Origin of the sequence: Chryseobacterium arachidis (assembly GCF_900129245.1) — a bacterium.
Classification (GTDB): domain Bacteria; phylum Bacteroidota; class Bacteroidia; order Flavobacteriales; family Weeksellaceae; genus Chryseobacterium; species Chryseobacterium arachidis.
Map to the genome: position 1 here is coordinate 17,731 of NZ_FQUT01000013.1, position 13,467 is coordinate 31,197.

The 13,467-nt window shown below is 35.3% G+C and carries 15 protein-coding genes; 7 read left to right on the forward strand and 8 right to left on the reverse strand.

The window, feature by feature from the left end; all coding sequences use genetic code 11:
• Nucleotides 1-79 precede the first annotated feature (79 nt).
• From BUA89_RS18095 to BUA89_RS18105, 3 genes are read right to left on the reverse strand one after another with little or no spacing between them, the layout of a single operon-like run.
• Nucleotides 80-406: a nucleotide pyrophosphohydrolase gene (locus tag BUA89_RS18095; protein ID WP_034678907.1), complete on the reverse strand. Its 327-nt coding sequence runs from the start codon at nucleotides 404-406 to the stop codon at nucleotides 80-82.
• The gene (locus tag BUA89_RS18100) at nucleotides 406-597 is read right to left on the reverse strand and encodes a hypothetical protein (RefSeq protein WP_072961763.1); all 192 of its coding nucleotides are present in this window, start codon (nucleotides 595-597) and stop codon (nucleotides 406-408) included. Before BUA89_RS18100 ends, BUA89_RS18095 begins: the two co-directional genes overlap by 1 nt.
• Before the next feature lie 15 nt (nucleotides 598-612).
• The gene (locus BUA89_RS18105; RefSeq protein WP_072961766.1) at nucleotides 613-2,025 is read right to left on the reverse strand and encodes a hypothetical protein; all 1,413 of its coding nucleotides are present in this window, start codon (nucleotides 2,023-2,025) and stop codon (nucleotides 613-615) included.
• A 182-nt stretch (nucleotides 2,026-2,207) separates the two neighbouring features.
• Here BUA89_RS18105 and BUA89_RS18110 point away from each other — a divergent pair, with 182 nt between their 5' ends.
• The 7 genes from BUA89_RS18110 (at nucleotide 2,208) to guaB (ending at nucleotide 8,540) form a co-directional block, all read left to right on the forward strand.
• Nucleotides 2,208-2,459 (forward strand): type B 50S ribosomal protein L31, encoded by a 252-nt coding sequence (locus tag BUA89_RS18110; protein WP_072961771.1) that lies wholly within the window; start codon nucleotides 2,208-2,210, stop codon nucleotides 2,457-2,459.
• 104 nt (nucleotides 2,460-2,563) lie between these two features.
• Complete coding sequence (locus BUA89_RS18115) at nucleotides 2,564-3,724, forward strand: GlmU family protein (protein WP_072961775.1); 1,161 nt, start codon at nucleotides 2,564-2,566, stop codon at nucleotides 3,722-3,724.
• A gap of 265 nt (nucleotides 3,725-3,989) precedes the next feature.
• Nucleotides 3,990-4,451, forward strand: a complete 462-nt coding sequence (locus BUA89_RS18120) for an RNA polymerase sigma factor (RefSeq protein ID WP_228420626.1) — start codon at nucleotides 3,990-3,992, stop codon at nucleotides 4,449-4,451.
• Nucleotides 4,426-5,094, forward strand: coding sequence for a hypothetical protein (locus tag BUA89_RS18125; protein WP_228420622.1), 669 nt, complete (start codon nucleotides 4,426-4,428; stop codon nucleotides 5,092-5,094). Before BUA89_RS18120 ends, BUA89_RS18125 begins: the two co-directional genes overlap by 26 nt.
• 4 nt (nucleotides 5,095-5,098) lie before the next feature.
• Nucleotides 5,099-6,388, forward strand: a complete 1,290-nt coding sequence (locus BUA89_RS18130; protein ID WP_072962051.1) for a DUF4252 domain-containing protein — start codon at nucleotides 5,099-5,101, stop codon at nucleotides 6,386-6,388.
• Between the two features lie 23 nt (nucleotides 6,389-6,411).
• Nucleotides 6,412-6,912 (forward strand): DUF4252 domain-containing protein, encoded by a 501-nt coding sequence (locus BUA89_RS18135; protein ID WP_072961782.1) that lies wholly within the window; start codon nucleotides 6,412-6,414, stop codon nucleotides 6,910-6,912.
• A 167-nt stretch (nucleotides 6,913-7,079) separates the two neighbouring features.
• Nucleotides 7,080-8,540 (forward strand): IMP dehydrogenase, encoded by a 1,461-nt coding sequence (guaB, locus tag BUA89_RS18140; protein ID WP_072961785.1) that lies wholly within the window; start codon nucleotides 7,080-7,082, stop codon nucleotides 8,538-8,540.
• 71 nt (nucleotides 8,541-8,611) lie between these two features.
• Here guaB and BUA89_RS18145 read toward each other — a convergent pair whose 3' ends face one another.
• From BUA89_RS18145 to BUA89_RS18165, 5 genes are all read right to left on the reverse strand, one after another.
• Nucleotides 8,612-8,809, reverse strand: a complete 198-nt coding sequence (locus BUA89_RS18145) for a KTSC domain-containing protein (protein ID WP_072961788.1) — start codon at nucleotides 8,807-8,809, stop codon at nucleotides 8,612-8,614.
• 233 nt (nucleotides 8,810-9,042) lie between these two features.
• The gene (locus BUA89_RS18150; protein WP_072961792.1) at nucleotides 9,043-10,491 is read right to left on the reverse strand and encodes an RCC1 domain-containing protein; all 1,449 of its coding nucleotides are present in this window, start codon (nucleotides 10,489-10,491) and stop codon (nucleotides 9,043-9,045) included.
• Nucleotides 10,492-11,138: 647 nt separating this feature from the next.
• Nucleotides 11,139-11,885, reverse strand: coding sequence for a hypothetical protein (locus tag BUA89_RS18155; RefSeq protein WP_072961794.1), 747 nt, complete (start codon nucleotides 11,883-11,885; stop codon nucleotides 11,139-11,141).
• A 262-nt stretch (nucleotides 11,886-12,147) separates the two neighbouring features.
• Entirely contained in the window at nucleotides 12,148-12,846 is a 699-nt protein-coding gene (locus tag BUA89_RS18160; protein ID WP_072961797.1) for a T9SS type A sorting domain-containing protein, read from the reverse strand.
• A 3-nt stretch (nucleotides 12,847-12,849) separates the two neighbouring features.
• Nucleotides 12,850-13,443: a phage tail protein gene (locus BUA89_RS18165; RefSeq protein WP_083531736.1), complete on the reverse strand. Its 594-nt coding sequence runs from the start codon at nucleotides 13,441-13,443 to the stop codon at nucleotides 12,850-12,852.
• Nucleotides 13,444-13,467 lie beyond the last annotated feature (24 nt).

Consider the following 13,467-nt stretch of genomic DNA (forward strand, 5'->3'; position numbering starts at 1 on the left):
TTCTAAGTTGGAAGCTGGATGCAGGAAGCTGGAAGTTTAAGAATAGTGTTAAACCTCAGGCTTCCATCATCCATCTTCATTATTTCAGTTTCTCATTATTCTGATGGCGGTCTTTATCGCGATCAGTCTTTATCTTCATTTTTTTGTCGAAAGCTTCCTGCAGATTAACTCCGGTCTGGTTGGCCAAACATAAGGTTACAAACAGAACATCTGCCAATTCTTCACCCAGATCTTTGCTTTTATCGCTTTCTTTTTCGCTTTGCTCACCGTATCTTCTTGCGATGATTCTTGCGACTTCGCCAACTTCTTCCGTCAGCATGGCCATATTGGTGAGTTCATTAAAATAACGGACACCAATGGTTTTTATCCATTCATCAACTTGCTGTTGCAGATTTGTAATTTCCATTAAGGTTCATTGTTAATCTGTTGTTCTAATTGAACAATTTTTGTTTTTAATCTCTTAAGCTCTTCTTCATTATATACAGAATTGCCAATATTTTCGGTAAAATCTGTAAACCTTTTGAAAAGTTTTCTTACAGTAAGATATACCAAAATTAATAGTAAGAAAACTGCTATTTTAAAGATATTGATCTCCATTTTTTAACTTTCATTTTAGAAATACTGATACGCTCCTGAGGTAGGATTTGATGTTCTTGAAACATTGGCGATATCAGTCGGAACTGTTGCAGCTACCGCTGTACTTCCTTTTCCGATAGCCGGAGAACCCTGCTTGACTCTCAGATTCATCTGAGCCGCAAAATAATTAACAAACAAAGGATCCTGATTTTTATCGGACTGAATAACACTTGTGCTGGTATCAAAATTAAATCCGGCCTCAGATGTACCCGAATATTTAATCAGACAGTTTTGAAGGGTAAAATTAAACAGCTGTCCGGGGGTCTGTTCAAAAACTACAGAATTCTCTCTGTCTGAATATACAATACTGTTTCTTACATTAAGAATCAATGCTCCCTGTTCTGTTTGGTTAGATTCGTTTTTCCATTCGTTGGTTGCAAAAATCCCGTTTCTGTTGTAAGAATGCAAAAGATCTGAATAATTGGCAATGGTAGCATGAGTATAATTATGAGTTCCGCCTCTGAAAATCCCGATTGCCGATTCCCCACAGTTGTTCATAACCAAATTGTTGGCAGTTACTGTAGAGCCCACCGCATAAATTCCGTACTCCTGGAATGTGTGGATGAAAGAATTATTGATGGTGGCATTGGTCTGTTTCATTTCCAGTCCTCTCATCCCTCCGAAAAGTCTTGCGTAATTCATAGTAAGGGTAGAGCCGGCGTCCATTTTAATAGAATTCCAGTTTTTAGGAATTGTGTCATGAGCGAGATCGTTTCTGTCGCCACGAAGAATGACATTATTGGCCAGAGTTCCGTTGATATTTAAAGTAGATCCGGAGAGAACTTTCATTCCGCTGTTTTTGTGGAAATATACTTTTGTCCCCGGCTGGATATTTAAAATCGTATTTTGATCGATCGTTAAATCTCCGTAAATAATTTTAGCCTTAGTATTGGTCCATGTCGTGCTGGTACTGATAATATTCGGGTTGGTAGGCGTTTTAATAAAAAATTCTGCATCCTGCACCACAGAGAATAAAACTACCTGCTGTTGTCCCGCCTGAGTCTGGAATAATATTTTGTCTTCTGCAATAGCCTCAGGGCCGGTAGCTGTGGGCGCTATTTCAACAAAAATATAGAGGCTGTCTTTTTTTCTTAAAGGAATATCTTTAAAATCATAGCCGGGCTTTCCGTCCACATTGATTTTATATAAAGAAGCAGCCCCTTTTTCAAGATGGATTCTTGGGATTAGAACATCTTTATCTTCATTATTATAGACCTTCACCGCATAGGTTTCAGAACGAACCTGATGATAAACGGTGTCGCAGAATACCGTATCTTTTGAAAAACTAAGTTCCTGAGAAGGAGCGTCAAAACTGATGTCGTCTTTATTACAAGATACAGTCATAACAAGCATCCAGAAAGAAAAAGCCAGTAATAATTTGAATTTCATCGAAATTAAAGTTTAAATAGGTTTCAAATGTAACGAAAATACTTGAAATTTCTTGTGAAGAAAAAAATATTAAGACGGTATTTGGAAATTAGAAAAAATATTGTATTTTTGCACCCTAAAATTAGCAGAGAAATATCCATTACTATTTCGAAAGCAAACTTTAATTTTTTAAAAATTGTATTATGAAAAACGGAATCCACCCAGAAAATTATAGACTTGTTGTTTTCAAAGATATGAGTAACGACGAGGTGTTTCTTTGCAAATCTACTGCAGAAACAAAAGATACTATCGAGTACGAAGGACAAGAATACCCATTGATCAAAATGGAAATCTCTTCAACTTCTCACCCTTTCTACACTGGTAAAACTAAATTAGTAGACACTGCAGGTAGAGTTGATAAGTTCATGAACAAATACAAAAAATTCGCTAAGTAATTTTTGTTATTAAAAATATTTAAAGTCTTCCAATTTTTGGGAGACTTTTTTATTTGTATTTTTGTTTAAACTTTGAATTTTAAACATTAAACTAAAAACTGACGATGCAACTCGTATTTTCCGATGCACAATACTGGGAAGATTTTCTTCCGCTTACTTTTACCCGCCCGATTGCAGAAATGAGATGCGGAATTCTTACTTTCTCCGAAAGATGGCAGAAAATTTTAGATAATACAGAAGTTTCCTGGTTTACGGAAATGTATCTTCAGCAAAAATACAATGAACCGGAAAAAAGAGAAAGCCTGTTTTTAGTTCCGAATTTTTTGCCGACAGAAACGGTTGTACAGCAGATTAAAGATTTAAAGCAGGGTGAAGCATTGGTATATGAAGATGAATTGGTGGCTGCGAAAATCAATATGGATGGTTTTTCTCTGCATCAGATCGAAAAAATGACGGACATTAAAGAAGAACTTGTTTTCTTTAAAAAACCGACTGATCTTTTTACGTATAATAGAGAAGCCATAGATTTTGATTTTGAATTATTAACCAAAGGAAAAACGTCGCAGGAATTATCACCTACCAACGGATTTTTAGGAAATAGAGAAGATCTTTTTATTGAAGAAGGTGCAGAAATAGAATTTTCAACCATCAATACCAAAACCGGAAAAATATACATCGGGAAAAATGCAGAGGTGATGGAAGGCTGTAATCTTCGTGGTCCGATTGCACTTTGTGAAGGTTCTAAATTTAATTTAGGTGCAAAAATTTATGGAGCCACTACAGTTGGTCCACACTCGAAAGTTGGAGGAGAAGTAAGCAATATTATTATTTTCGGGTATTCTAATAAGGGGCACGACGGCTTTGTAGGAAATTCTGTGATTGGCGAATGGTGTAATCTGGGAGCCGATACCAATTCTTCCAATCTTAAAAATAATTACGGAAACGTAAAGCTTTGGAACTACAGAACCAAAGATTTTCAGGATACAGGCCTGCAGTTTGCGGGAGTGATTATGGGGGATCATTCTAAAACGGCTATCAATACTCAGTTAAATACAGGAACGGTAATTGGAGTTGCTTCAAATATTTTCAAAGAAGGTTTCCCTCCAAACCTGATTGAAAACTTCTCATGGGGTGGTTTTAAAGATGATGAAAGATTTAAATTAGACAAAGCGTACGAGGTTGCGGAAAAAGTCATGGCAAGAAGAAAAGTGTCTTTAACGGATGAGGATAAGTCTATTTTTAAACATATTTTTGAAAATTATTAAAATATATTTGAGCTTTAAGATGAAATTAACTCATTAAGTTACATGTCTTACAACAAAGTTTTAACTTAATAATTCTAAAATTCTTATCCGACTTAATGGTTTAAAATGGGTATGTTTTTGAAATAAAATAGAAACTTCAGAAAATTTTTTGAAGTTTTTTTGTTTTTAATGTAATAAATTGTAAAAACAGATTGTCTTATTATTAGAAACAAAACTTATGACCCAAGAAACTTTTAGTAATACGGTATTCATTCTCAAAAATGAGATGTATCGCTTTGCGAAAAGGTTTATCATGAGCAACGATGAGGCGGAAGATGTCGTACAGGATCTGATGCTGAAATTCTGGCAGAAAAAAGAGGAGCTCGAACAATGCGGAAACTTAAAGTCCTATGCTTTGAAAGCCGTCCGGAACGAATGCCTGAACCGGCTGAAGCATCACGATGTAAAATTGGGATTCGCTGATATGCAGCTTCACCGGTCGGAACTTTACAGTATGGAAGTGAATAATCTGAAAGATCATATTATAGGTTTTATCAATCAGCTTCCCGAAAAACAGAAAATGGTAATCCATTTGAAAGATGTAGAAGAATACGAAGTTTCGGAAATTGCCGAAATGCTGGAAATGGAAGAGAATGCAGTAAGAGTAAATCTTATGCGGGCCAGACAAAAAGTAAAAGAACAAATCTCACAATTGATGAGCTATGAGCAAAGACAAATTTCAAGATAAATACGATGAGGTCTTCCAACATATAAAGGAAGAGAAAATGGATTGGGATTTTGAGGATTTCCTTAAAAAAGCAGAAGGAAAATCTGATGAGGCCGAAACTCCGGTTATCCCGATAGACACTAAAACAAAACCTTCATTTCCGAAATGGTTCTGGATGGCAGCAAGTCTTGTTTTGCTTTTTAGTATCGGCTTTATGTTTAATTACAATAAAACATCTGCTGTTCAGGATAGGGCAAACTTGGTCGAAAATCAGATTAAAGATCAAAAGAATGATTTTATTGCAGAAAACAGCAATCCTGAAGAGCAGGTAGCGGTAAACCATGTCAATGATACTCTCCCAAAGGCGAAAAAAGATTCTGTTTTTCAGGAAAGCCAAGTGGCAGAGAAAGATTATCTGGATGATATTCTGCCTAAAAGAGGGAGAATGAAAAAAGACAGAAAACCTCAATATGTCTATAATTCTGATGTAAAAACGGATTCTGCAGGATATAAGGATACTTACGTCATCGTCAACGGAAAGAGAATTACCAACGAAAAAGAGGCAATAGATGTAGCCACCTATTCCTTAATGAAGATGGGCAGTGAGTTTAAGAAAACTGTAGCCTCTGCCCAGAAAAATGAAAACTTTGATAACGAATACTAAAGTCATGAAAAATATACTATCCATATTATTTTTGTTTCTCAATAGTCTTGTGACGTTTTCTGCACAGACAGAGAAGCTCGATAAGCTCTTTCAGTCTTTCGAAAATAAAGGAGGAGTAACATCCATTGATATCAAGAAGCCTATGTTCAATCTATTGGATAAAATTGATATCAGCAGCGAATACCTTAATAAGATCCAACCGATCATGAAGCAGGTTGACGGGTTTAAAGTACTGATTGTTTCAAAAGCTACTTTTCCGGATAATCTGAAGTCTGAAAACCTGGGTATTATTGAAATGAATCAGAAAAAAACCGATTGGGTAAACCATTCATTAAGCCAATTGAATTTTAATGAACTGATGTCGTTAAAAAGCAATGATGTTTCCATGAAGTTCCTGGCTGAAAGCGAGAAAAACAATATTCTTGAAAATCTTGTATTTAATATTGATTCTAAGGAAGAGAATGTTATTTTCATTCTGAACGGGAAAATGAAAATGGAGGATGTGAACAGGATCATCAGCTCTGCCGAATCGAAAACCAATACGGTTACGGTTAATAAAATAGCGAGCAGCTTTACTTCAAGCAAGACGAATTCTTATGTTAACGGTGAATTCAGAAATGTTGGCAATTTTTCGGGAATCCATGTGAGTACCGGGCTGGTTGTTAATTTTACGCAGGAAAACCCTACGAGTGTTAGAGTCGTTGCCGATGCAGATAAGCTTCAATACATCGTTACCAAAGTTGAAGACGGGGTACTAAAAGTATATGTTGATAATAAAGGACAGAAGAATTTAAAGTTTAAAAATATAAACATTAATGTTTCTTCTCCGAAGATTAATACTATCAAGACTTCATCCGGAGCGATATTTAATGCTGTTGAAAATATACGTGAAAATAACCTGACTGTAGATGTTTCTTCGGGATCTGTAGTGAACGGCAGCTTTACTGTCTCAGAAAAAGCAAATGTAGAGTTGAGCTCTGGGGCTGTAATCAATTCAGAAATTAATACCAAAGATATCAACATCAAAGGATCGAGCGGTTCTGCTGCCAATCTCAGCGGTAAGGCCAATTGGGGAGCTGTTGACGTAAGCAGTGGTGCTGTTTGTAATGCAGAAGGTCTTAAATTTAATGTTTTGGATGCCGAATCTACTTCCGGAGCAGTTGTTTCGGGACATGCTGTCGAGGAGCTGAAAGCAAAGGCTTCTTCTGGAGGTATCATCAGATACAGAGGAAATCCTAAGATAGAATCCAATATCAGTAAAATTTCCGGTGGTGCTTTAAAGCAAATTGATTAGAATATATATAAAAACTAAAAACCATGAAAACTTTCAAAAACATTATTCTGATTATTTGTATGTTAGGTCTAATGCAGTCGTGTATTGTTTCAGAAAAGCCTAATATAGCCTATTTTTCAGAATCTGGCCGTGATTTTAAAGGAGCAAAATTTACAAGTATCAATGTTCCGATGCTGTTGGCAAAACCTTATATCAGAAAAGCACTGAGAGAAGACGGGGAGAGTGAAGACGTGATCAGGCTTGCCAGTAAGGTTTCGAAAATAAAGGTGATGACCGTAGAAAATAGTAATCCAAAGCTGCTGAAAGACTTTTCGGATTATTTACTTGATAATCATTATGAAGATTGGGCCACGATAAAGCATGAAGGCGAACAGGTGAATATCCGGGTGAAGCAAAAAACAGATGTCATAAAAAATATGCTGATCACTGTGAATTCTGATAAAGAAATCATTTTAGTAGATGTAAAAGGTAATTTTACGGCTGATGATATTTCGAAAATGATTGCATCCGCATCCGATAAATAGACACATTCATATACAATCATATATCAAATTTTATTTTGTAAAAAAAGACCGTTTCCTAATTGAAGCGGTTTTTTTGATTTAAGTTATTGATTATTAAGTTTTATTTAAACTATCAAAATCAATTTTCGTATCTCGCCGAAAAGTCTTAATTTTGCAAGAAAGTAAAGATGTCTATTCATAACAAAATTGTAGAGACAGCCATCACTTTCGATGACGTGCTTCTAGTCCCTTCTTATTCAGAAGTTTTACCTAATCAGGTTTCATTAAAATCAAGACTTACCGACAAAATTACGCTTAATGTTCCTATTGTTTCCGCTGCGATGGATACCGTTACGGAAGCAGAATTGGCGATTGCTCTGGCAAGAGTGGGCGGTTTGGGTTTCATTCATAAAAATATGACGATCGCGGAACAGGCTGCACTAGTAAACAGAGTGAAGCGTTCTGAGAACGGGATGATCTCTGATCCGGTTACCCTTTCAAAAGATCATACTTTAGGTGAAGCTAAAGAATTAATGGCGAAATATAAAATCTCAGGTTTACCGGTTGTAGATGCAGATAATGTATTGATCGGGATTATTACCAACAGAGACGTAAAATATCAGGAGAATCTTGAAGCAAAGGTAGAAGAGATCATGACAAAAGAAAATCTGATCACTTCTGATAAAAATACCAACCTTGAAAAAGCTAAAGAAATCCTTCTTAAAAACAGAGTAGAAAAACTTCCTATTGTAGATGCTGAAAATAAATTGGTAGGTTTAATTACCATTAAAGATATCGACAATCAGTTAGAATATCCTAATGCCAACAAAGATCAAAACGGTAGGTTAATCGTTGGAGCAGGTGTTGGTGTAGGTGAAGATACTTTGGAAAGAATTGAAGCTTTAGTAAAAGCGGGAGTTGATATCATCGGTATCGATTCTGCTCACGGGCATTCTATCGGAGTTTTAAATAAAATTAGAGAAATCAGACAGGCATATCCGGATTTGGATATCGTGGGTGGAAATATCGTAACGGCTGAGGCGGCAAAAGATCTTATTGACGCTGGAGCAAACGTTCTTAAAGTAGGTGTGGGCCCAGGTTCTATCTGTACAACGAGAGTTGTTGCAGGTGTTGGAGTTCCTCAGTTATCTGCGATCTATAACGTTTACGAATATGCTCAGACTAAAAACATTGCAGTAATCGCTGATGGGGGTATTAAACTTTCAGGAGATATTGTAAAAGCTATTGCAAGTGGAGCAGGAGCAGTAATGCTAGGCTCACTTCTTGCAGGAACTGATGAAGCGCCGGGTGAAGAAATTATCTTCCAGGGAAGAAAATTCAAAACGTACCAAGGGATGGGAAGTCTTTCTGCCATGAAGAGAGGTGGAAAAGAGAGATATTTCCAGAGTGAAGCTAAGAAATTCGTTCCGGAAGGTATCGAAGGAAGAGTTCCAAGCAAAGGTAAATTGGAAGAAGTTATTTTCCAGTTAGTCGGAGGTCTTAGAGCAGGTATGGGATATTGTGGAGCTAAAGATGTTACCGCTTTACAAACCGAAACCAAAATGGTAATGATCACAGGAAGCGGATTGAAAGAATCTCACCCTCATGATGTTATTATCACTCAGGAGGCGCCTAATTATTCTTTGTAATAATAAATTAAATATAACAAACACGGCTGTTTCAATATTGAGACAGCCGTGTTTTGTATTTAATATGTTTGTTAGTTGATCTTTTTATAGCTGAACTTTGTTTTAATCACATAATTTAAAAATCTTCCTTTGGATTGTACAGATTTAAATTTTTCAAAAATTTTCTCCGGGACATTGAGGTAATCATATACCGCCCCCGACTGATAAATGATTCGTAAAGTTTCAGTCTGAGGAAAATAAGTATAAGTATTGACTACTGATGAAGGCATACTAAGGTTATACAAAAAATGTTCCTCAATAAATTAAGGAATTGCGCCGTTTTTTAATTAAATCTGTTTAAACTATTGGCTTGATAAAACTTATCCTAAGTATAAACCCACTCCTAAGAAGAAGTGGGTTCGTATTTTATCAGGCATAAGTAAAAACTTATATCATCTTTTAAACATGAGGAGTATAAATGAATTATTTTTGCTCTTTCTATATTCCAACATGTGATTGATAATTATTTCTTGATTAATTTGATGCTTTCTACAGAATCATTGATCTTAACAAAATAAACCCCTGCAGATAATTCTGAAATATTGATTGTATTGTCTGATGGTTTTGAGAATGATTTTACAAGAGATCCTGCAACGTTATAAATTTTAACTTCAGAAATAGCTTTTTCGGATTGTAGAGTTACAATATCTTTTGCCGGGTTAGGATATAAAGATGTTTTCTTCTGAGAAATGATATTGTCATTAACTGCTAATACTGCATTGTCAACACAAGTAACCTGCGTAGGACTTCCTTTTTCAGCAGCAACTCCGTCTCCATTTCCTAATTGCCAGTATGTATCCCATCCCCAAGACCATAATGTGCTATCTGCTTTGATCCCTCCGGCAGAAACCTCTCCTGATCTTACAGGAATTGATTGCCAGTTGGTATCTGTACCTACTTGTGTAGGAACATTAACGGCTCCGCTATATGGAGTCCCTTGTCCTAAAACACCATAAGATCCGTTACCCCATGTCCAGAAAGAACCGTCTGTTTTAATAGCAGAAGAAGCTTCGTTTGTAGCACCTATGGATGCCCAAGTATTACCAGCAACCTGTTGTGGTGTATACTGAATTCCTCCTGTGGTACCCAATCCTAGTCTTCCGTTATTGTTATGTCCCCAAGACCATAATTCTCCATTGGTTTTTAATCCTAAAGTATGGTAAATACCACCTGCTACCGACTTCCAATTGGTATCGGTACCAATTTGTGTAAAGTTTGCAGTTTCATTAGTTCCTAAAGATGCTGGAGTTCCTAAACCTGTCTGCCCTTCAACATTTGCTCCAGCTGACCACAATGTTCCGTCTGTTTTAATGGCAAATGAATTGTAGTAAGTACCAAGAACGGATGCCCAGTTTGTAGCTTGACTTGATTCCTGCTGGAATGTATTGTACCATCCTACACTTGTTCCTACTCCAAGACCGCTCCAGTCATTATATCCTGTACCCCATAATGTACCATCTGCTTTCACAACTAATGTATGAAAGTATCCGGCAGAAAATGCAGTAACATTCTGCTGAATTAATGTAGGTGTGAATACATTGGTATTGTTTCCTAATCCTAATTGCCCATAATCGTTAGCTCCCCATCCGTATAAGTCTCCATTAGCTTTTTTTCCTAATGCAAAATAACGACCTACAGAGATATCTGTCCAGTTATTATCTGTTCCAATCTGTGTAGGGTGCTGGATTTGTGTATGTGCCCCTGTGCCATCTCCAAGGATACCATACAAATTTCTTCCCCATATCCACAAAGTACCATCTTGTTTTAGTGCAATACTAAAATTTTCCCCCTGTGCCAACTTTGACCATCCTGTCAAAGAACATTGCGCATTAACGTTTAAACTTAAAAAAAACATAAGTAAGCTGAATGCTGCTATTCTTGTCTTCTTTTTAAAAAATCTAATTTTTGCCATAATTATAACTTTTACTAATTTTTGGCAAAGTTCGCTTTAAAAAGGCTTTTGGCTGTTATGTAATGAAAGAGGAATTCGGAAATTTGATTTATATAATTTCGGAAAAGATATGTTTTCATCCATTGATAATTACATAATTGTAACAAATTGAAATATTATTATCTCAATATTGTTTGAGATATTTTCATTCTTTAATAATTCTATCTTTTAGAAGGAAATATAATTTTGATTAATTAAAATATTAATATTTAAAAGTGGTTTTTAAAACAAATTTCATAAATTTCTAGTTAAGAATATAAAAAAGATGAATGGAGGTATGAAAATATTATCAAAGAATAATAAAAGTGTAGATGGGGAGGAGAATTTAGTTTTTTAGAATACAAAAATAGTAACCGTGAATGTAAAAATAGTAAACGAGATTGATAAAATATAATTTAGGATTAAGAAAATATTCCATAAGAATAAAAAAAAATATTTTGGTTTTTTTAATTACATATACTAGGATATAAAAATATAATTTGAGAATAGGAACATATGTGATTAGGAATAAAAAAGTACTGTTTAGGAATTAGAAAATGAAAAACCCCTGCCTGAAAAATTAATTTCTATGCAAGGGTTTTATATTATCTGATAATAAATTTGAAAGTTTATTTTCCTTTCACAAACTGAATTCCTGAAATTTGTCTGTATTGGGGACTTGTAGCACCAAAAACAGATTTTACATACTGTTTGATTTCTTTTGCTGTCTGAAATAATCCTGTTGTTGTGTGATATAGTACCTGATCTCTTAATATTCTGGCATTGGAATATTCTGTATAGGCAATGATAAGTGCTGTGTTTTTATCTTTTATATTCAGTAATTTGTTTTGTAGAGAAGACACCTTAAGATCTTCCTCATTGGGATTATATGCTTCACTCTGCATGAGTACCTGAATAAGATTGGAAAAGTTATTAATCTTACTGTTATAGCTTTGTTGAGATGTGGAAATTGATTTTGTTACCTGCTCTGTTTCTTCTTCGGCAATGGTGGTTTGTGGTTTGGTTTTTTGGGTTCCCTGTAGCTTTTTGTTGAAAGATTTTGCATTGTTCAGCATGATAGGGTTGGTTTCCGATACGGCTAATGCATTGATAATTTTTGTAGCAAGTGGATTTAGATTTTTAAAAGCCTCTGCTCTCTGGTTGGTAGCACTATTAAAACTGATCTTTTTAGAGTATGTGTCTTCAAGCGATAGAAGTGCGTTTTGATACAGTGCTTCTAGATTTGGGATTTTTAATTCTTCTTTTACCGGATTATAATTTGTGCCATATCCTTTGCAAAAAGAGATAAGATCCTGAAAATTGGCAATGTTTTTTGCATGACCGGTTTCACTTGTAGAGTTTCTTGTATTATTCATATGTGTTTATTTTACTGTAATACAAATATATAGGATTATACAATTGCTTTTCGGAAAACGAAAATTAATCACTTATTAATCTTTGTGTTAGGAGATTATTAGGAATAATTTAATTTATGAATAATGAGATTCTTTGTTTTTTAAATTTTATAGAAATTATTTTATTGAATAACGGTTGTGAAGCGTTCTTTTTTTAAGTTTATGAAATAAACAAAAGCCTCCGGAAACCGAAGGCTTTATCTATAAATAGTGACAATATAATTTACTTTTTCACGAATTTGAATTCATGAGACTGGAAATTTTTAGTATTGATTTTTAATAAATAGACTCCGGAACTTAGTTCAGAAACATTTATTTTTGAATCAAACACTTCTGATTTCACCAGTTGTCCGGTCATGTTATAAATCTGAATAGATTGTCCGTTATTAATCCCTGAAATTCGGATTACATCGGCAACAGGATTCGGGAAAATCTGTATTTTAGAGATATCTGCATTTACATCAGACGTTGCGAGTGAAGTACTGTGCAAGTCTCCTGTCATTGTAGCGTTAGAAGGGGTTAAATTTCCTCCGCATCCTCCGGATTGTGATGTAAACAATGTATTTTCTACCCATGTTCCAAACGTAATTGCGGGTGGATTTTGTGCGAAATTATTATTTCCTGTAGAGTTATAATAAATTAAGTTAGGGTTTGTAAAAGTCCCATAGCCTTCATCGGCAAGAAACTCCCATCTACTTAAAGTGTTATTCCATTGGATTTTAAATTCGCAAGATCCTAAACCGCCACAAGGTTGTCCATCCAGAGGTGTTGTAATATAAATACCTTTATTATAGGCATCTACTCCTGTTTTTGTAAAAACAAAATTCTGATCATCAAATATATTATGACAACCATTAAAGATGATAGTCTGTCCGAAAGCTAAACTCCCGAGAACAAGACACAAAAAAGAAATTTTTTTCATAGCTTATGGGTGTGATGGGTAAACTCCGTATAATGCAATAATACATTTTAAAGTAACAAATGGAGGTCTGTTTTCGTGAGGCTGGCTTCCTCCTGTTGTATTTACCATTGCTGCTTTCATGGTCGTATTAGCATTGGCATCAGAATATTCTTTATCCAAACCTTTTGTATCTGCAGGAAGAGCATTGGTAGGAGAGTTCTGATTACCTTCTGCTGTTACCGCATTCACAGTATGAGAGTGAGCAGGCATTTGTGTTACCAATAATGTTACAGACTCCGTTCCGCCTGTTTGGCCCATTGTATAGTTTGTAGGCCCTCCGGGAGCTTGTCCTTCATGCACCAAAACTCTTCCTCTCATATCAGGTAATGCAAATGTTGTGGTTCCATTTCCTCCATAAGTGGTGCCTAAAAGCGAAAATAAGGCTGTATTCTGTGCAATGGATAAAATTTGACCATTACATGGAGCCCAGTTTGCAGGAACAAAATTATAAGGTACGAATGCGATTTGTCCTAAGAAAGGTTCTGAAGCTTGTGCTTTTACAATAGAAGTTGATGCAATGCTTAACAGCAAAGTACATCCGAGTGCAAGTTTTTTCATGATAAAAAATTAGTTTTAATTAGG

Excerpts from the sequence above, each read along its gene's own strand:
- BUA89_RS18095 (WP_034678907.1), bottom strand. The coding sequence starts at position 406 with ATGGAAATTACAAATCTGCAACAGCAAGTTGATGAATGGATAAAAACC.
- BUA89_RS18100 (WP_072961763.1), bottom strand. The coding sequence starts at position 597 with ATGGAGATCAATATCTTTAAAATAGCAGTTTTCTTACTATTAATTTTG.
- BUA89_RS18105 (WP_072961766.1), bottom strand. The coding sequence starts at position 2,025 with ATGAAATTCAAATTATTACTGGCTTTTTCTTTCTGGATGCTTGTTATG.
- BUA89_RS18110 (WP_072961771.1), top strand. The coding sequence starts at position 2,208 with ATGAAAAACGGAATCCACCCAGAAAATTATAGACTTGTTGTTTTCAAA.
- BUA89_RS18115 (WP_072961775.1), top strand. The coding sequence starts at position 2,564 with ATGCAACTCGTATTTTCCGATGCACAATACTGGGAAGATTTTCTTCCG.
- BUA89_RS18120 (WP_228420626.1), top strand. The coding sequence starts at position 3,990 with ATGTATCGCTTTGCGAAAAGGTTTATCATGAGCAACGATGAGGCGGAA.
- BUA89_RS18125 (WP_228420622.1), top strand. The coding sequence starts at position 4,426 with ATGAGCAAAGACAAATTTCAAGATAAATACGATGAGGTCTTCCAACAT.
- BUA89_RS18130 (WP_072962051.1), top strand. The coding sequence starts at position 5,099 with ATGAAAAATATACTATCCATATTATTTTTGTTTCTCAATAGTCTTGTG.
- BUA89_RS18135 (WP_072961782.1), top strand. The coding sequence starts at position 6,412 with ATGAAAACTTTCAAAAACATTATTCTGATTATTTGTATGTTAGGTCTA.
- guaB (WP_072961785.1), top strand. The coding sequence starts at position 7,080 with ATGTCTATTCATAACAAAATTGTAGAGACAGCCATCACTTTCGATGAC.
- BUA89_RS18145 (WP_072961788.1), bottom strand. The coding sequence starts at position 8,809 with ATGCCTTCATCAGTAGTCAATACTTATACTTATTTTCCTCAGACTGAA.
- BUA89_RS18150 (WP_072961792.1), bottom strand. The coding sequence starts at position 10,491 with ATGGCAAAAATTAGATTTTTTAAAAAGAAGACAAGAATAGCAGCATTC.
- BUA89_RS18155 (WP_072961794.1), bottom strand. The coding sequence starts at position 11,885 with ATGAATAATACAAGAAACTCTACAAGTGAAACCGGTCATGCAAAAAAC.
- BUA89_RS18160 (WP_072961797.1), bottom strand. The coding sequence starts at position 12,846 with ATGAAAAAAATTTCTTTTTTGTGTCTTGTTCTCGGGAGTTTAGCTTTC.
- BUA89_RS18165 (WP_083531736.1), bottom strand. The coding sequence starts at position 13,443 with ATGAAAAAACTTGCACTCGGATGTACTTTGCTGTTAAGCATTGCATCA.